Raw genomic sequence first — 17,294 nt, 5'->3', positions numbered from 1 at the left:
GCCTTAGGGGTTGGTGGTGCGTTTTGCCGAAACAGCCCTAATGGAGCTGGTGGCGGGTGAGCGTGAGGTGCGGGAGTCGCGGGAGTCGCGGGAGTGGGTCTCGGCGTCGTTGTCCTGAAGGGCCAACAGGTCCTCGAGGAGGCCGCGCAGCTCGGAACGGACAAAGTCCCTGGTGGCCACTTCGCGCAAGGTGATGCGCAGCGCGGCCACTTCGCGGGTCAGGTACTCGGTGTCGGCCAGGTTGCGCTCATTGCGGGAGCGGTCCTGCTCAATTTGGACCCTGTCCCTGTCATCCTGGCGGTTCTGGGCCAACAAGATCAGCGGGGCCGCGTAGGAGGCCTGAGTGGAGAAGAACAGGTTGAGCAGGATGAACGGGTAGGGGTCCCAATGTAGGCCAAACAGGCCCACCACGTTGATGGCGATCCAGACAATGACGAACACTGTCATGTACAGCAGGAAGTTAGCCGTGCCCATGTAGCGGGCGAAACGCTCGGCGAAGCGGCCAAAGAAGTCCGGGTCGCTGGTCAGGTTGGGCAGCAGCCGGGAACGCAGTTCCATAGGTGTGTCCAGGCCGCCGCCCTTGACATGGTGTCGTTCAGCCAATGCGGCCTCCTAGCCTGCGCCGGGGGGCGCCGTCTTCGTGGTTGCGCCAGTCTTCGGGGAGTAGATGGTCCAAGAGGTCATCAACTGTCACCGCACCCACCAGCCGGCCCTCCTTGCTCACCACGGGCAGGGAATTGAGGTTGTAGGAGGCCATGATGTGGCTGATGACGCTCAGATCGTCCTGATCGGAGACCGGTTCCAGGTTCTTATCCACCAAGGTGCCCAACTTTTCGGGAGGGGCGCTGCGCAGCAGTTGCTGGATGTGCACTACGCCCAGGAAACGGCCGGTGGGGGTCTCCAGGGGTGGGCGGCAGATGAAGATGGCAGACGCCAAGGCGGGGGAGAGGTCCTCGCTGCGCACATGCGCCAGGGCCTCCGCCACGGTCGCCTCCGGGGGCAGGATTACCGGCACGGGTGTCATGAGGGCCCCGGCGGTGCCTTCAGCGTATTGGAGCAGGCGTCGGACGTCCTTGGCCTCATCCGGCTCCATGAGCAGCAGCAGTTCCTCGGCCTTGGCCTGGGGCAGATCGGCCAGGAGGTCGGCGGCGTCGTCGGGGTCCATCTCCTCCAGAACGTCGGCGGCACGCTCATTGTCCAGGGCGGAGAGCAGGTGTACCTGGTCCTCCTCGGGGAGCTCGGACATGATGTCTGCGAGGCGCTCATCCTGAAGTTCGCTTGCCACTTCCACGCGGCGTTTGTCGCTCATCTCCTGCAGGGCATCGGCAAAGTCGGCCGGCTTGAGGTCCTCGTGAGCGGCCACGAAGTGGGTGGCGCCCTGTGGGTCTGCATCGTCGTCCGGGTGGGCCTCCGCCCAGTCGATCAGCAGGGTGTGTCCGCGCCGCAGTCCGCGTAGGCGCGAAGTGGAGGTTCCGCGGCGGACAAAGAGCTTGGTGATCAGCCAGTCGCCATTGCGTTGCTGGTCCATGGCGATGTCTTCGATGACGGCGAATCCCGAGCCGTCCACTAGTGTCACCTTGCGGTCAAAGAGCCCGCCGACCACTAATTGCTCCGCCCCACGCTGTTCGAAGCGGCGCAGGTTCACCAGCCCCGTGCAGATGATCTGTGACTGGTCCATGGAGGTCAGGCGCGTCATGGGCACAAAGACGCGTTTCTTGCCGGGCACTTCAACCACGATGCCGACGGCGTGGGGGGCGGTTTTTTGTCCGCTGCCCAGCACTACGACATCACGCAACTTGCCCAGACGATCACCCAAAGGGTCAAAGACGTCAAGGCCTAGAAGTCGCGCGACAAAGATCCGTGTAGCTTGAGTACTCACACGTACAGGCTACTTCCCCCGCCGGACATTAGCGTAACCTCATGGTCCGCCGCACGCCGTTCCGGGCCCCATGCAGCCGTGCCCCCACCGGATTGTCACCAAGCCGTCACGGACTTAGCATTTCACTGCCAGCGATACTCCAGCCAACTTACAGAAATATGGTGAACAATAGATACTATGTCAAACCTTTTTGGACGTACCCGACCCATAGACCAGGCGCGTGTTGTCCCCACGGGTGAGACGATTGGTTCCTACACCTCTTACTTGGATGCCCAAAAGGCGGTTGACTACCTAGCGGATGAGAAGTTTCCCGTCCAGCACGTCTCCATTGTCGGCAACGACCTGAAAATGGTTGAACGTGTCACAGGCAAACTCAGCTACCCCCGGGTTGCCCTGTCCGGCGCCATGACAGGTGCCTGGTTTGGTTTGTTCATTGGCGTGATGCTCTCATTCTTTGACGGTGGCGGTCAGGCCGGTGGACCTTACCTTAACGTGCTCACTGCCGTCTTGATGGGAGCAGCGTTCTGGATGCTGTTTGCCATCATTGGCTATGCGGCCCAACGCGGCAAGCGCGACTTCACCTCCACCAACCAGGTTTTGGCCAGTAGTTACGACGTCATCGTCACCCCCGACGTCGCCATGGACGCCCGCCGCCTTTTAGCCCAGCTGCCCATGAGTTCGACGGCCCCCCGGCCTTTCCAGGGGCAGGGACAGAACCACAGCCACCAGCCGCCGGTCCAGACACCGCCGCGGCCCGAGGGCTGGCACGATCCCTATGGTAGCCAGCAGCCGACGGTTGAGCCGGCACCTGAGACTGACGGCAGCGAGACCGCCCGGCCCGGGCAGGCTCCGTTGAGCGGCCCCCGCCGCGGCGAGTTCCCGGACCTGCCGGATGGTCGCCCGCAGTATGGCATCCGCATCGACACCCCTCCTGCCCCGGCCGAGGACGATTCCCCCGCAGGAAACTAGCCCAGGCACGTACGCGCCGCCGATGTGCCCGCGGGGGCCGTTGTGGTGATCCGAGTGTGGCCGGCCGGCGGCAGATCACCACAACGGCCCCCGCGATGGGTCAAACGGCTACAATCGCGTGTGGGTGGCCGCTACCGTCGTCGTCGTTAAAGAACTGTGGCGCAGTTGTTGCCGCCAAAACCCCCAAAATCGGGGAAATCGGTGCAACAGGTGCGCCACAGTTGTTTTCGACAAACTCGACCTCCGCCGGTTAGGAGAGGCGTGCCATCCAGGCCTCGACGTCCTCCGGTGTGCGGGGCAATGCCGCACTCAGGTTGACCGGGCCGTTTGCCGTGATCAGGATGTCGTCCTCGATGCGCACACCGTTGCCGCGGTACTCGGCCGGGATGGCCAGGTCCTCGTTCTTGAAGTACAGGCCGGGCTCAATGGTGAAGACCATGCCTTCGGTGATGACGCCGTCCAGGTACAGTTCGGCACGGGCCTGGGCGCAGTCGTGCACGTCGAGCCCCAGATGGTGGCTGGTGCCGTGCGGCATCCAACGGCGGTGCTGCTGACCCTCGGGGGAGAGTGCGACGGCGGCGGCGACGGGCAGCATGCCCCACTCCTGTAGGCGGTCCGCGAGCACTTCCATGGCAGCGTTGTGCACGTCACGGAACTTGCGGCCCGGAACGGCAACGGCGAACGCGGCGTCGGCGGCGTCCAGAACGGCCTGGTAGATCTTGCGCTGCACCGGCGAGTAGCTGCCGTTGACGGGGATGGTGCGGGTGATGTCGGCGGTGTACAGCGAGTCGGCCTCAACACCGGCGTCCACCAGCAGCAGCTCACCCTCATTGACACTGCCCGTGTTACGGGTCCAGTGCAAGATGGTGGCGTTGTTGCCGGCTGCTGCGATGGTGTCGTAACCGAGCTCGTTGCCTTCCTCGCGGGCGCGGGCAAAGAAAGCGCCCTCCACAACCCGCTCGCCACGCTGGTGAGCCACGGCGCGGGGCAGGGACTTGATGATCTGCTCGAATCCTGCGGCGGTGGCTGCTACGGCGATCTTCATCTGCCCCACCTCCCAGGCGTCCTTGACCAGGCGCAGCTCCGAGAGGGCCTCGGCCAGCTTGGCGTCCAGGTCATCCAGGACCTCAAAGTCCATGGCGTCGGGGTTCTTGGCCGTGTTGTAGCGGGCAGTGTCCACCAGGGCGTCAATGTTCTCATCGACCTTGCGGACAAGGCGGATGGAAATGCCGCCCACGGCTGGCTCGCCCACATTCTTGGTGATGGCGACTTCCAGTTGGGAAATGTCTGCGGTGTTCAGACCGAGAAGGGCCTTGAACTCGGCCAGGGTGGGGCGCGGGCCGATCCAAAACTCGCCGCTGCGGGAGTCGGCGTAGAACTCCTTGGTGTCCCGGCCGGCCAGCGGACGGAAATACAAGGACGCGCGGTGGTGTCCGCCGTCGTCGCCCTTTCCTTCATCGGTGGGCTCAAGGATCAGCACAGCGTCGGGCTCGTGGTCAACACCCAAACCAGTCAGGTGGGCGAAGGCGGAGTGCGGGCGGAAGCGGTAGTCACAGTCGTTCGAGCGTACTTTCAGGGCGCCGGCGGGGATCACCAGTCGTTCGCTCTTGAACTGTTCGGAGATAGCACGACGGCGGCGCGCTGCGTGGTCGGCTACCTCGGCTCGGGCGGGCAACTCGTTGGAGGCAGGGGCCCAGCTGGAGGCCATGAAGGCGCGGAAGGCATCCGAGTCGGGGCGGTGCGAACGGTTGTTCACGCGCTCCTCGAGCGGTTGCTGGTTGGCGGGATCGGGGTGCACGGAGGATTGCTCAGTCTGGTTCACCCCTTAAGTCTCTCACCGGTGCCGCGGGGGGACAAAGTGCGGGGACGGGCACGGCGGCAGTTGTTCGGGTTCAACGGACGTAGGCTGGGAGTGTGAGGATCGATCTACATACACATTCCAACGTCTCCGACGGCACCCAAACCCCTGCGACGCTGGTGGCCGCGGCCGCTGCTGCGCGGCTGGACGTCATGGCCCTGACCGATCACGATTCAACGGCGGGCTGGGCGGAGGCTCTAAGTGCGGCGAAGACGCACGGCGTGGGGCTGGTGCCTGGCATGGAGATCTCCTGCAAGACCGCCCGGGGCGTCAGTGTCCACTTGCTTTGCTACTTGCACGATCCCCTTAATGCGGCGCTACTGGAGGAAATTACTAAGGCCAAGGACGCCCGGCTGAGCCGGGCCGAACGCATGGTGGAACGACTGTCCGAGGACTACCCGTTGAACTGGGACGACGTCAGCGCCCACGTGGCACCCGGGGCAACTATTGGGCGCCCGCACATTGCCGATGCCTTGGTGGCGGCCGGGATTGTCTCGGACCGCAACGAGGCCTTTGCCAACATCCTCACCTCTCATTCACGCTACTTTGTCAGCCACTACGCCCCAGACCCGGTACTCGCCGTCGAATTGGTGCGCGCGGCCGGGGGGGTGCCGGTTTTTGCCCACCCCGTGGCCTCGGCGCGGGGGCGTGTCGCGTCCCCGGGAACCTTCCATGACATGATCGACGCCGGCCTCCTGGGTCTGGAGGTCGACCACCGGGACAATCCTGCCCAGGGCCGGGAGTGGTTGAGGACGCTGGCCCGGGACAACGGGCTGTTAACGACCGGTTCCTCCGACTACCACGGGGCGGGAAAACCGAACCTGCTGGGTGAAAACGTCACAGCCCCTGAGGTGCTTGACCTTCTGGTGGCGGCCGCGAGCGGCTCGGAAGCGTACCTGCCATAGCTTGCCCGAATCGCCTGAAAAAAATGCCTGATTTAGGGGTGCTCTGGTAGGGTAGACGCGGTCGTTCCGTGTCTTAGGGGGCCAAAAACTCACTGAAGGGGGAACCTGCATGGCTGTTGTGTCCGAGACTGATCAAGGACGCCCGCGCAGCCGTTCCACCCGTTCCCTGGGCAAGGGTGGCGTCGCCCCCGTCAAGCATTCCTTTCGCGGGGATCTTGAGGGCCTGCGGGCCGTGGCCGTCCTTGCAGTGGTGGCGGACCACCTGATCCACTTCCCCTCCGGCGGCTTCGTCGGTGTGGATGTTTTCTTTGTCCTCTCCGGTTACCTGATCACAGGACTGTTGCTGCGTGAGATCGACAAGACCGGCCAGATATCCTTCGCCGATTTTTACCGCCGCCGCATCAGGCGCATCTTGCCGGCGGCAACACTGGTGCTTGTGGCAACCGTGGTGGTTTCCTACCTGGTGTTCCGTATCAGCCGGGCCGCGGGCATTTTCGGTGATGCCGTGTGGGCTGCCTTGTTTGCCGGGAACTGGCAACAAGCATTCAATGGCACCGACTACATGAACGCCGGCGGCGCCAAGTCGCCGCTGCAGCACTATTGGTCGCTTGGCGTGGAGGAACAGTTCTACGTGGTGTGGCCACTTTTAATCCTGGCCCTGGTCTGGGCTGATGCCAAGCTCCGGCTGGTGGAACGCGGCCGCATGCTGCTCATAGGTGGCGGGCTTGGCGTGGTGGTGTTGGTGTCCTTCATCTTTTCGCTCTGGGAAACCTCGACACACCCCACAGTTGCCTACTTCTCCACTTTCAGCCGCGGCTGGGAACTAGGACTCGGCGCCCTTCTTGCCGTGGCAGCCCCCTTGTTTTACCGCTTGGCTACCCGCACCCGGGTGATTGTTGGCTGGAGCGGATTGGCCCTGATTCTGGTTGCCATGCTCCAACTCGGCCCCGGCAGCACCTTCCCTGGCCCGTGGGCTCTGTTGCCGGTGGCCGGTTCCATGCTAGTGATCATCGCAGGATTGGGGAGCGCGGACCCGGCATACTCCCGCGGCATGGTGGCCCTGACCAATCCGCTGAGCCGGTACTTTGGTAAAATTTCCTTCTCACTGTACCTGTGGCATTTCCCTGTCATCATCTTGCTGCAACCGATGTTCCCGGCCGGCAGCCGGTTCTACTATGTGGTGGCAGTGGTGTTGATGATGCTGCTCTCCGTCGCCTCCTACCACCTGGTGGAAGACCCTATCCGGCGGTCGCAGTGGCTGGAACCGCGGCTCCATCTTGATGCCCGGCGGGTGCGTCCTTCACGCAGGGTTGCACGCAACCGGACCATCGCCATGGCTGCTGCCATGGGCGTTACGCTCCTGACCTCGGCAGCTTTTCTGGTCAATGCCCAACAGATCGGGCCGGTTGCGGCCGGCCCCGAGCTCAAGGCGCCAGTGCAAGTGGTGGCACCCCCCACCACTGTCCCGCCGGACGGGTCAGCGCCGGACCAACACCCTGCGCCCGAGCAGCCCGACGCCCTGATCGCCCAGCAGGCCGCCATTGCGGCTGCCATCGCCGCACCGAAGTGGCCGGCGTTGACGCCTGACCTGGACCAGTTTGGCAATGCCGGAGAGGGAGTCAAGGCCGCCGAATGGGTTAAGGACGGGTGCCTGGGTTCGCAGGCAACCGCCAAGTCCGAGGACCTGGTGAAAAACACCGCGCACTGCGTCTACGGCGACGCCAACGCCAAACACTCGCTGGTTGTGTATGGCGACTCCGTGGCCATCAGTTACCTGCCAGGGATCCGTGCCGCATTGGATGGGCAAGGGTGGAAGATCCACGTCCTCACTGTGGCTGGCTGCCCGGTATCCGGCGTCGCCCAAACTATGATCGGTGGCGCAGCGTTCCCGGAGTGCGACGCGTTCCGGAGCTGGGCGGTCGAGGAGATTGCCAAGGTGAAGCCGGACTTGGTGGTGATGAGTGAGTACAGGTACGACCCCGTTCTGATCAGTCACGCCACCGGTGCTGCGGCCGACGTCGAACGTGCGGCAGGTTATGAGGCCACCTTGGGCAAGCTTGCTGCGGTGCCATCGAAACTGCTGCTTCTGTCTGCGCCGCCCGAAGGGCAGCTGCTGGCCAGCTGTGCCACGCGGATGAGCTCCCCAGCCAATTGTCTGGCCTCTCCCACACCACAATTTGAACGCACCGTTGCCCTTGAGGGTGCGGCCATGGCCAGACTCGGTCCTCAGGCCAGCTACGTTGACACGGCGCAGTGGTTCTGTAAGGACAACGTTTGCCCGGCATTCATTGATTCTGCACCGATGCACGCGGACCAGTACCACCTGACCGACGCCGGCGCACGCCAGCTTGCCCCTCTGCTGGCACAGGCCATGGGCCGAGCTATGGCCGCCACAAGCGGCTAATCCGTCCCGTTCTGCGCCACCGTGGACTCGGGCCCGGCTCACAACACTGTTGTGCGCCGGGCCCGCACGGACGGTGGCGCAGAACGGAACTGCTCAGGCAGTCTCGAGTGCAACCACCGTAGCGACATGGCCCAACCGTGAGGTCATGACCTGGATCGCCTGCGAGTTCTGGTCCACGCAGATAAAACGGCGGCCCAGTTTGGCGGCCACGGCCCCCAAGGTTCCGGAGCCGGCAAAGAAGTCAAGCACCCAATCGCCTTCGCGGGAGGACGCTGACACGGCCCGGCGCAATAAGCCTTCGGGCTTTTGCGTGGGGTAGCCGGTTTTTTCCTTGCCCGTAGGGGAGACGATGGTGTGCCACCAAACGTCTGTGGGCAGCTTGCCCCGCTCACGTTTTTCGGCTGTCACCAGCCCCGGTGCCATATACGGTTCCCTGTCCACCTCGGCATTGTCGAAGTGGTACTTTTTTGGGTTCTTGACGTACACCAAAATGTTGTCGTGCTTGGTGGGCCAGCGGTTCTTGGCGCGTGCACCGTAGTCGTAGGCCCAGATGATCTCGTTCAGGAAGCACTCCCGGCCAAAGATCGAATCGAGCATGACCTTGGCATAGTGCACCTCGCGATAGTCCAGGTGCAGATACAGTGTGCCGTCCTCGGCCAGGAGGCGCCAGGCCTGAAGCAGCCGCGGTTCCAGGAACGACCAATAGTCGGTGAAGGCGTCGTCGTAGCTGTGCAGCGCACCCTTGATGGTATCATAACTGCGCCCGCCAAAGCCGGTCCTGTCCCCGTCCCCGTCTGCGTTGTGCACCATGGTGGTTTGCTGACGGCTTTGCACCCGCCCTGTATTAAAGGGCGGGTCCACGTAGATCATGGTGAAGGAGCCGTCGGGGAGTGTGGGCAAAAACGTGGAGTTGTCCGCGTGGACCACCAGGTTCGGCCCGGCCTCCTCCGGCTGCCAAGGCATCGTCGTCATGGGAGTTGGCGGTGCTATTCGCCGGCCGTGGCTTCCGACTTGCCCACGACCTCGCCGTTGCGGCGGCGGGTCCGGCTGCGGCTGCGCTGGCGGGGTGCCGCCTCGCCGGTGCTCGCTGCGGGGGCGTTGCCCTCGCCTAGTGCCGAGCCGTCGGCCGGTGTGAAAGGAACAGCGGAGGAGGGACGACGGCGGGACCGGCCGCCGTCGCGCTTCTCGCCTGTGCTGGTGGAGCCGGTGCTGCTGGTGCCCGTGCTGGCGCCTTCACGACGCTTCTCGCCGTGGTGGGCACCTGAGCGGTTGCCACCACGGTTACCTCCACGCTCGCCTTCGCGGCCGCCGGACTTGGGGGAATTGCGCTTGCCTGTCTCGCCCAGGTCCTCCATGGCCTCGGCGTCAATGCCGGCGTGCGTGCGCATGTTGCGGGGCAGGCGGCCCTTGGTGCCCTCGGGGATGTCAAGGTCCGTGTACAGGTGCGGGGAGGAGGAGTAGGTTTCGATCGGCTCGGGGGTGCTCAGACCCAAGGCCTTGTTGATCAGGGCCCAGCGAGGCATGTCGTCCCAGTCGACAAAGGTCACGGCCGTGCCCTTGTTGCCCGCCCGGCCCGTGCGCCCCACGCGGTGCAGATAAATCTTTTCATCTTCCACGCACTGGTAGTTGACTACGTGGGTGACATCGTCCACGTCGATGCCGCGGGCGGCAACGTCGGTGGCGACCAGCACGTCAACCTTGTTGTTGCGGAAAGCACGCAGCGCCTGCTCGCGGGCACCCTGGCCGAGGTCGCCGTGGATGGCGGCGGCTGCGAAGCCGCGGTCCACCAGTTCCTCGGCAACCTTAGCGGCGGTGCGCTTAGTCTTGGTGAAAATGATGGAACGGCCACGGCCCTTGGCCTGCAGGATCCGGGCCAGGACCTCGATCTTGTCCAGGTTGTGGGCGCGGTAGATCAATTGGCGGATGTCGCGCTTGGTCAGGCCCTCGTCGTCGGGGTCGGCCGCACGGATATGGGTGGGCTGGGTCATGTAGCGTCGCGCCATTGCCACCACCGGGCCGGGCATGGTCGCGGAGAACAACAGCGTCTGGCGGACGGCGGGGGTGCCGGCGATCAGGGTCTCGACGTCGGGCAGGAAGCCCAGGTCCAGCATTTCGTCAGCCTCGTCGAGGATGACGATGCGTACGTTCTTCAGGTTCAGGTGCTTTTGCTTGAACAGGTCGATTAGGCGGCCCGGTGTGCCGACAATCAGTTCCACACCCTTTTGCAGGGCCTCCACCTGGGGCTCGTAGGCACGGCCACCGTAAATGGTGGCTATGCGCACGCCGCGGTGCTTGGAGGCGACGATGAGGTCGCCGGCAACCTGAACAGCCAGTTCGCGGGTGGGCACAATGACCATGGCCTGCGGGGCGCCGGGGGCGGCCAGCTTGTCGAAGCCCTCATCTTTGGGTCCCACCACGCGCTGGAGGGCCGGGATGCCGAAACCGAGGGTCTTGCCCGTTCCGGTCTTGGCCTGGCCGATGATATCGTGGCCGGCCAGCGCGATGGGCAGTGTCATGGCCTGGATCGGGAAGGGGTGGGTGATGCCAGCCTCGTGCAATGAGGACACAATGTCCGGGTGCACGCCGAAGCTGGCAAACGTTTCCTTCTCTTCGTGGTGCGGAGCCTGCGTGCTAACAAGTGTTCCGTCAACTTCAATGGCCTCGCTGCTATCTTCTGCGTGCAGGAGGGAATCTGTTTCAATGCTCAAGTGCTTACCATTCAATTCGTCTATACAGGTGCTGAGTTTTCTCAGGCTCAACGCGGGCACTTTGAGAAGGCCAAACGGAGCCATGATGGACAGCACGTTCTTGGGGAAGCCGATCGCGGGCTAACAAAAACTTACCCTCCCGCCGCCAAGAACAAAGGCAATGTACGGGAAGAGCATAAAGACGCGCGTAGGGGCGGGTTTGTTGAATTCAAATCATCTATCAACGACCGGGCATCCATGTCTACCCTCACAGTCTAGCCTCTCACCGGGCTATTTCCTCGACAAGCGCGGCCACCGGGACAAACTTCACGGTCCGGGTGGCGATGTCCGCCGCTAGTAGCTTCACCCGGACGATGGTTCCCGGTTCCAGGTCGCCCTCGCAATAGCCACTTACGGCCGGTTCGGCGATCTGGATGGTGCTGCGGGCTGCGGCAGACTTTGAGTTGTGCGCGTTCTGCTTGGGCCCGGCTAGAACGACGGCGTCGAATTCCGAGCCGACGTGATGGTGCAGCAGCGCTGCTTCCACGGTGTCGATGGCGGCCGCCTCCACCCTGCTGGCCAACTGGTTGGAGGCGGCCATGATCTCCGGGAGCTCGGCCAGGGCCGACACGGCCCAGGCCGGTACGTCCGTCCCGGCGCATAAGGCGGAGCAAATGGTCAGCACAAACCTGTCCACAAGCCGGCGCAGCGGGGCGGTGGCATGGGCGTAGGGGGCGGCGACGGCGGCCTGTATTACGCCGTCTGGGACTGTGCCGTGGAAGGGGGTGTACCCGGCCCCGCGAAACAAAGTTGTGGCGGCATGCATCAGGGCCAGCTGCTTGGGGTTGGCCGTGTCAAGGCTGCGCAGGTATTCGCCGTATTCCACCCCGGGCATCCAGGGCTTACCCAGCGCCACGGTGCGCAGGCGGTAGGCCTCCACGGCATCGGCGTCCGGGGCCGGCATGGTGCGCAGGATGCCGACCCTGCCATCGATCATGACCTGGGCGGCGGCCATGCCCGTGAGTAGGGAGATCTGTGCATTCCAGTCCTCGATGGGAAGTTCGGGACGGAATTCGAGGACGTAGTGGCCGTTGAGGAACCCCACCTCCTGCTGGGGCACCTTCAAGCTCGCACCGCCCCGGGCCCGTTCCAAGACGATCCGCTTGGACCCTATCTCAGCCAGCAGGGATAACGTTTCGGCAAACGCGGATGGCGCGTTCCCGTCGTCGTACATCTGCTGGGCTTGCTCATACCCAAGCTTCGCCACGCTTTGGACGGTGGCCCGGCGGACAAAGGCAGAGCGCTGTGCGCCGTCGGCGTCCAGGTGGATTTCCCAGACGAAGGCTGAGCGAGGATCGTTGGCGAACAGGCTGGCGGCACCCTCGCTTAGGGACTCCGGATGTAAGGGGACACGGTTCCCGGGGGTGTAGATGGTCTGGCCGCGGCGGCGGGTTTCGGCGTCCAGGGCCCCGCCAGCGCGGACAAAGGAGGGGACGTCGGCAATGGCGTAGTGAACCACATAACCGGTGCCCTCACGTTCCAGGAACATGGCCTGGTCCAAGTCCTGGGAGGTGGGCGGGTCGATGGTGACAAACGGTAGCGCGGTCAGGTCGGGGGACGGGAGCTGGTGGTGGGCGATCACGGCATCCACCTCTGCCAGGACCGGCGGGTCAAAGTCGGCCGGGAGTTTGAACTCGGTACTCAAGGCCTCGAGGGCGCGGGCGAGTTCTTTTTGGGCGGCGCTGCCCTTGACGTCAATATATGAGTACGGCACGGTTTTAGCGTAAACGATTCCGCGCAGGGAGCAAGGGCGGCGCGGCACGCATTACCCTTGAGCGTATGAGTATTCCCTCTTCCGACGCCGACGATTCAGTTTCGGCCGGCGAGCTCAGCGCCCGCTACGACAAATTTGTCGTTGACCTGCTGGGCAGTATTGCCTACGGGAAGTTGTCCGCTTTTGAGCGACTGTCCTCCGATGCCCGCTATTCGCCCACCCTGCGCGACCGCGCCGTCGTGGGGAAAATGGCGGTGGCCGAGTTTGGCCACTTTGAGATTGTGTGTGCCCGTCTGGAAGTGATGGGGATGGACCCGGAGCTAGCCATGTTGCCGTTCCAGCGGATCGTGGAGGCCTTCCATGAGCGGACCCGGCCCGCCGACTGGCATGAGTCGTTGATGAAGGCGTATGTGGTGGATGCCATCACCGAGGACTTTTACGCTGCCATCTGCGCGCACCTTGACGCGGACACCAGCGAGGTGGTTGCGCAGGTGCGCACCAGCGAGCAGCAGCGGGCACTGTTGGAGGAACGGTTGCAGACCATGTTGGGGGAGGACCCGCGGCTTTCCTCACGGCTGGCTTTGTGGGGACGGCGCCTGGTGGGCGAGGCCCTGGCTCAGACGCAAAGGATTGGAGCGCAGCACAGTTTTCTGGTGGGCTTGAGCCCCGACGGGACCCAGGAAGAGGCCGCCGCCGAGATTTCCGCAATCCTGACGTCCCTGACGCGCAGCCATTCCCGGCGTATGAGCCAGCTGGGGCTGACAGCCTAACTCGTCCCGCTGGGCTCCATCCAGCGCCCCGTCGCGCATTCTCAAACCCCGAGATCGGTGAGGATTCGCGCCACAGTCGCCTCCAGGGAATCCGCGGCCAGGATGCGCTGTTCGTGGATCCCGGGCAGCGGGTCCCAGCCGCGATACCATCCGCCCATCTGTTTTTCGCCGAAGTGGGCAGCCTTGCGCGGGCGGCTTTGGTGGCGGTGGACAGTCTCTTCCAGCGTCAGGTCATAGGCGTAGAACCAGCTGGGGCCGGGGTGTCCGTCGCGGAGCCGCCGGAACGCCTCACCGTACTTCGAAGCGTTGAATATGCCGTCCATGATGACCGTGCGCCCGTGGCGCAGGGCCAGTGCGCTGGAGCGTTCAATCAGCTCCACGGTGAGAGGGGAGTAGTTGCCCCTCTCGCCCAGGACCACCCTGCGGAAATAGTCCTGCTCGATCCAAGCCGCACCGAGTTCGCGCTGCAACGCCCTGGCCACAGTGCTCTTCCCGGAGCCGGAATTGCCGCGCAGAACAATGAGGATGGGCATGGTTCCATCTAAGCATGCACCCCGATTCGGGAACAGAGGGGGCCTGCCGGTGCTACACTAATTACTCGAATACTTGTTCTAGGCGGTGGTGTGGTGTTTGGTATGGACCTGGCAGTGCCGCTTGCCCCGGACACCGACCCCCGAGGGTTTCCTTCCCCGGCGCGCGATTATTTCAACGGCGGCATCGACCTCAACAGGCACCTAATTAGGGACCGCACATGCACGTTCATCATGCGCGTTGCGGGGGACTCCATGGCGGGCGCCGGTATCAGCGACGGTGACGAGGTCATCGTCGACAGGTCCCTTGCGCCCAAGGATGGTTCCGTGGTGGTTGCTGTGATGGATGGCGAGCTGTTGATCCGCCGCTTGGTGATGCGCGACGCCGGAACCTCCCTGCTCGCAGAGCCCGCCAACCAGCCGTTACCTGTCCCTGGCGGTGGCCCAGGTGCGGCGGAGCTCACCGTGTGGGGTGTTGTCACCCGCTGCCTGCACCACGTTTAGGTGCCTTTTCGTCCGGCAGGAAGCGGGTGGACCGCTAGGGGTGAGAAGGCTCCACACTGTTGATATTCAACGACTTGCCTCTTCGCGGGAGCCGCTCAGTATGAGTATTTACCTGCCGGCTAGCCCCGATCCGGTGGATGGCGAGCGCAACCTTTTGCTGGCAAAGTCACTCTTTGACAGAGTGATTGCGCAATTCCGTGGTCAAAACGATGCAGGCACAGAGACGGCAGTAGAAGAGTAACTGGCCGAATTGCTGGACGATACCGGCTTCCAAATGAGCTCAAAGAGCACATCAGTGTTGGTGATCGGTTTTCGATCACACAATTGCTCCGTGCAACTACTTTTCCGCAGGCGGCCTTGGTCCTTGCGATCTCCCAGAACGGGTTTCGCCCTGTGGAGGTGGCGCCAGATGCCACCGCCCATGAGGTTGACGTTCCAGGGGTGCCCAGTGACGCTGCCGACGCGGCACGACGCCATCGAGGAGATCGCGAGGCTTGCCATCTCGACGGGTGGGCGTGTTCCCGCCGTGCGGGCTGCTGGCCGGCCGGGGCAGCTCCAGGCCGGCGGAATACGGCGTTACGCCGTTTAGCCCCCCGACGCCGTCGTTCAGTATTGAGGAACAGCTGGACGGCAACTAAGGAGGCAGGTAGTCACCGGGATTCCCAACGGAACCAGCGGATCCCGATATAGGCGAACACGACGATTTCTGCGGAAGGGGGTCCAGCCCGCGACGCCAAGCCGTGATTGGGCCTGGCCGCAGCAGCGACTGCATGGCCAGGCTCTGTGAGGCGCGGACGCATGTGGCGTCGGTTTTAGTCACGGATTTCACTTTCCGTCAGGCCGGTGAAGGCGCCTTCCAGGGTGAGCGCACCGTGGGCGAGCGCCACGACCTGCGGATTGTCCTCCATGGAATGGGGGGGCAGGAGGATGCTGGACTTCAGCTTGAGAACACCCTCAATGTCCTTCAGCGTGGTTGTTTTCCCCGCACCGTTCGAGCCGAGGCGTCCGAAAATCTTGCCGCGCTCAACCGGGAGATTCACGCCGTCGACCACGGTTCGCGCGCCATAGGCCAGCTGCTGATCACTAGCCTCCGCTCTGGGGTATGCCCCGGCTCTGGTGCAACAGTCGACGGCGTGAAACCGGGCCTCGGCCGGGCTGGGTACCCAATGGTGCTGGCAAAGACTTCCCACGAGTAGTGTTGGCACGTGTTAGAACCCCGCAAGATTAGTGAAGATGTCAGCCTGCGCATTCTGCGCCCCAGCGATGCGGCGGCGCTCGCCGCCGCATATGTGCGCAACCGTGACCATTTGGCGCCTTGGGAACCGGTACGCCCCGAGGAGTACTACACCGAGGACTGGCAGAGTGCCGACATTGTCGGCCGCCTTGCCACCCATGAAATCGGCACGGGACATCCCTTTGGCTTGTTTGCCGGTGGCAGCCTCGTGGGCCGGTTCAACCTGGCAGGAATCGTGCGCGGCCCGTTCCAGAACGCCGCACTGGGCTATTGGGTGGACGGCCAGTACGCCGGCCGCGGGCTGGCTTCAGCTGCGGTCCGGGCGCTCGTGGACATGGCCCGTGACGAACTCGGCCTGCACCGGATCGAAGCGGGTACGCTGCTGCACAATGTTGGCTCGCAGCGGGTGCTGCTGAAGTCCGGCTTCGAACAGTTTGGGATGGCCCCGCAATACCTGCAGATTGCCGGGAGCTGGCAGGACCACAACCTCTACCAAATCCTGCTCCACGGCTAGGATGACCATGCGCCTGGCCTGTCCCGGCATGCGCCGGCTGGGGTGCTCAGCCGAGAGGCACATGCACGGGCTTGAACCTGAAGGGTCCGCCGCAATTGAGCGCGAAGGGGTGGTTGCCGGTTGATTCCGTTTCGATTTGCAGGACGCGAGCTATGCGGGAATCGGAAGCGGACACAGCTTCCACATAAATGGACGTGACGCTTACGGGCGTCGTCAGGTAGGGCGGCGACTGCGGCACCCACCATTTTCCGTCTGAGTCCTCCGTAACGGCCTCAGGAGCGCACCCATCCCCAAAGCAGGCCGCCACCGACACCGGCTCCGCGGAAAACAATAACTCCACCTCACCCACGTACGCGTACCCAATGGCCGGGCATGCCCAAGGCGTGCGGCCGGCCACGAGGACGAGTGCCAGCGCGGCGGCACCCACACCAAGAGTAAGCAGCAATATCACCCGAGACTTCATGGTGCGAGCCTAGCCCGTCAAGCAATACCCCGGCACCCGCGCCTCCCTATAGGGGAACCTTATGCGGTACGTGCTGGAGCGTCTGGGAAGCGGGATGACCGACAGCGAGGTGTCCAAAGTGAAGGCTAGGCCTGAGCCTCTGGGGGGGCAGCGAACGCAGACCTAGCCTCCGTCCAACTTGCACTCCAGAACCGGTCTCAGGGCTCTGGGCAAGTCGAAATCCGACTCTACCGATTGGGGGGAAATGGCAGGGCCGGCGGGCGCATTGCTGTTCCTGACCGATTGGAATGCCGGACATTACTGGGGCGGTCGGCCGACTGCACTGTCAGGGATGGCACGTAAACGGTCTCCCGGGACTGTTCGCTTCCAAGCACGTATCAAATGCCTATAAAAGAACTCATTCGATGCTATTGCTCAGGTAATACAACGTAGGATTATTGTTACGTTCACGCACGTCACAACGCCAACAGCGGATAACTCTGCGGCCCTCATGGGTGAACACCTCCGCCAGTGGAGAATGAGGCTGGGTATCGGCCAGGAGCTGACCGCAAGGCGGGCGAACATCTCCCTCTGGCCGAACCCAGCACTGAGGCGACCGACCCGTTGAGCACCGATCTGGGCCGTCTGAGAGCCCACACACTGGGGCGCAAACGAGCGCAAAGGACCGTCTAGATGAGTGCTGAGGTTTGGGTCGACAAAAGGCACGTTGGTAACATGGTGGTGGAGGTACGGCCAGGCGTCCAGAAACCCTCGCTGACGTTCACCTACCTGGATGAGTGGCTGGCCGACGGAGATTGACAGGC

At 63.6% G+C, this 17,294-nt stretch carries 18 protein-coding genes; 9 read left to right on the top strand and 9 right to left on the bottom strand.

Annotated elements, in window-relative coordinates:
* Positions 1-3 precede the first annotated feature (3 nt).
* Positions 4-558: a DUF1003 domain-containing protein gene (locus tag AOC05_RS11770; RefSeq protein ID WP_082358181.1), complete on the bottom strand. Its 555-nt coding sequence runs from the start codon at positions 556-558 to the stop codon at positions 4-6.
* Between the two features lie 37 nt (positions 559-595).
* Complete coding sequence (locus AOC05_RS11765; RefSeq protein WP_062007379.1) at positions 596-1,879, bottom strand: magnesium transporter MgtE N-terminal domain-containing protein; 1,284 nt, start codon at positions 1,877-1,879, stop codon at positions 596-598.
* 177 nt (positions 1,880-2,056) lie between these two features.
* Between AOC05_RS11765 and AOC05_RS11760 the strand changes: the two genes are divergently transcribed.
* Positions 2,057-2,848, top strand: a complete 792-nt coding sequence (locus AOC05_RS11760; protein ID WP_062007378.1) for a general stress protein — start codon at positions 2,057-2,059, stop codon at positions 2,846-2,848.
* A 250-nt stretch (positions 2,849-3,098) separates the two neighbouring features.
* Here AOC05_RS11760 and AOC05_RS11755 read toward each other — a convergent pair whose 3' ends face one another.
* Positions 3,099-4,670 (bottom strand): aminopeptidase P family protein, encoded by a 1,572-nt coding sequence (locus AOC05_RS11755; RefSeq protein WP_230085335.1) that lies wholly within the window; start codon positions 4,668-4,670, stop codon positions 3,099-3,101.
* 92 nt (positions 4,671-4,762) lie between these two features.
* Here AOC05_RS11755 and AOC05_RS11750 point away from each other — a divergent pair, with 92 nt between their 5' ends.
* Positions 4,763-5,611 carry a PHP domain-containing protein gene (locus AOC05_RS11750; protein ID WP_062007377.1) on the top strand — a complete coding sequence of 283 codons (849 nt, stop codon included), beginning with the start codon at positions 4,763-4,765 and terminating at the stop codon, positions 5,609-5,611.
* 109 nt (positions 5,612-5,720) lie between these two features.
* Positions 5,721-8,015 (top strand): acyltransferase family protein, encoded by a 2,295-nt coding sequence (locus AOC05_RS11745; RefSeq protein WP_062007376.1) that lies wholly within the window; start codon positions 5,721-5,723, stop codon positions 8,013-8,015.
* 93 nt (positions 8,016-8,108) lie between these two features.
* Here the strand turns inward: AOC05_RS11745 and AOC05_RS11740 are convergent, their stop codons facing one another.
* From AOC05_RS11740 to AOC05_RS11730, 3 genes are all read right to left on the bottom strand, one after another.
* Positions 8,109-8,978 (bottom strand): DNA-methyltransferase, encoded by an 870-nt coding sequence (locus AOC05_RS11740; protein ID WP_395939493.1) that lies wholly within the window; start codon positions 8,976-8,978, stop codon positions 8,109-8,111.
* 23 nt (positions 8,979-9,001) lie between these two features.
* A complete protein-coding gene (locus tag AOC05_RS11735) occupies positions 9,002-10,717 on the bottom strand; it encodes a DEAD/DEAH box helicase (RefSeq protein ID WP_062009704.1) in 1,716 nt (571 codons plus the stop codon).
* 268 nt (positions 10,718-10,985) lie between these two features.
* Complete coding sequence (locus AOC05_RS11730) at positions 10,986-12,476, bottom strand: RNB domain-containing ribonuclease (protein WP_062009702.1); 1,491 nt, start codon at positions 12,474-12,476, stop codon at positions 10,986-10,988.
* Positions 12,477-12,541: 65 nt separating this feature from the next.
* On the opposite strand from AOC05_RS11730, the gene AOC05_RS11725 reads away from it, so the two are divergent.
* Positions 12,542-13,246 (top strand): ferritin-like fold-containing protein, encoded by a 705-nt coding sequence (locus tag AOC05_RS11725; RefSeq protein ID WP_062007374.1) that lies wholly within the window; start codon positions 12,542-12,544, stop codon positions 13,244-13,246.
* A 41-nt stretch (positions 13,247-13,287) separates the two neighbouring features.
* Here the strand turns inward: AOC05_RS11725 and AOC05_RS11720 are convergent, their stop codons facing one another.
* Complete coding sequence (locus AOC05_RS11720) at positions 13,288-13,779, bottom strand: AAA family ATPase (protein WP_062007373.1); 492 nt, start codon at positions 13,777-13,779, stop codon at positions 13,288-13,290.
* Between the two features lie 102 nt (positions 13,780-13,881).
* Between AOC05_RS11720 and AOC05_RS11715 the strand changes: the two genes are divergently transcribed.
* The 3 genes from AOC05_RS11715 (at position 13,882) to AOC05_RS20825 (ending at position 14,970) form a co-directional block, all read left to right on the top strand.
* Entirely contained in the window at positions 13,882-14,280 is a 399-nt protein-coding gene (locus tag AOC05_RS11715; RefSeq protein WP_062009699.1) for a LexA family protein, read from the top strand.
* A 100-nt stretch (positions 14,281-14,380) separates the two neighbouring features.
* Positions 14,381-14,521: a hypothetical protein gene (locus AOC05_RS19470; protein ID WP_157374976.1), complete on the top strand. Its 141-nt coding sequence runs from the start codon at positions 14,381-14,383 to the stop codon at positions 14,519-14,521.
* A 152-nt stretch (positions 14,522-14,673) separates the two neighbouring features.
* Positions 14,674-14,970, top strand: coding sequence for a hypothetical protein (locus AOC05_RS20825; RefSeq protein WP_420480398.1), 297 nt, complete (start codon positions 14,674-14,676; stop codon positions 14,968-14,970).
* A 122-nt stretch (positions 14,971-15,092) separates the two neighbouring features.
* Here the strand turns inward: AOC05_RS20825 and AOC05_RS19460 are convergent, their stop codons facing one another.
* A complete protein-coding gene (locus AOC05_RS19460) occupies positions 15,093-15,332 on the bottom strand; it encodes an ATP-binding cassette domain-containing protein (RefSeq protein ID WP_062007372.1) in 240 nt (79 codons plus the stop codon).
* 153 nt (positions 15,333-15,485) lie between these two features.
* Here AOC05_RS19460 and AOC05_RS11705 point away from each other — a divergent pair, with 153 nt between their 5' ends.
* Positions 15,486-16,028 (top strand): GNAT family N-acetyltransferase, encoded by a 543-nt coding sequence (locus AOC05_RS11705; protein ID WP_230085332.1) that lies wholly within the window; start codon positions 15,486-15,488, stop codon positions 16,026-16,028.
* 46 nt (positions 16,029-16,074) lie between these two features.
* Here the strand turns inward: AOC05_RS11705 and AOC05_RS11700 are convergent, their stop codons facing one another.
* Positions 16,075-16,491, bottom strand: a complete 417-nt coding sequence (locus AOC05_RS11700; RefSeq protein ID WP_157374973.1) for a hypothetical protein — start codon at positions 16,489-16,491, stop codon at positions 16,075-16,077.
* A 672-nt stretch (positions 16,492-17,163) separates the two neighbouring features.
* On the opposite strand from AOC05_RS11700, the gene AOC05_RS20430 reads away from it, so the two are divergent.
* Positions 17,164-17,289 (top strand): hypothetical protein, encoded by a 126-nt coding sequence (locus AOC05_RS20430; protein ID WP_257720346.1) that lies wholly within the window; start codon positions 17,164-17,166, stop codon positions 17,287-17,289.
* Positions 17,290-17,294 lie beyond the last annotated feature (5 nt).

The sequence above is a fragment of the Arthrobacter alpinus genome (assembly GCF_001294625.1).
Classification (GTDB): domain Bacteria; phylum Actinomycetota; class Actinomycetes; order Actinomycetales; family Micrococcaceae; genus Specibacter; species Specibacter alpinus_A.
This window is presented reverse-complemented; position numbering and strand designations above follow the sequence as displayed.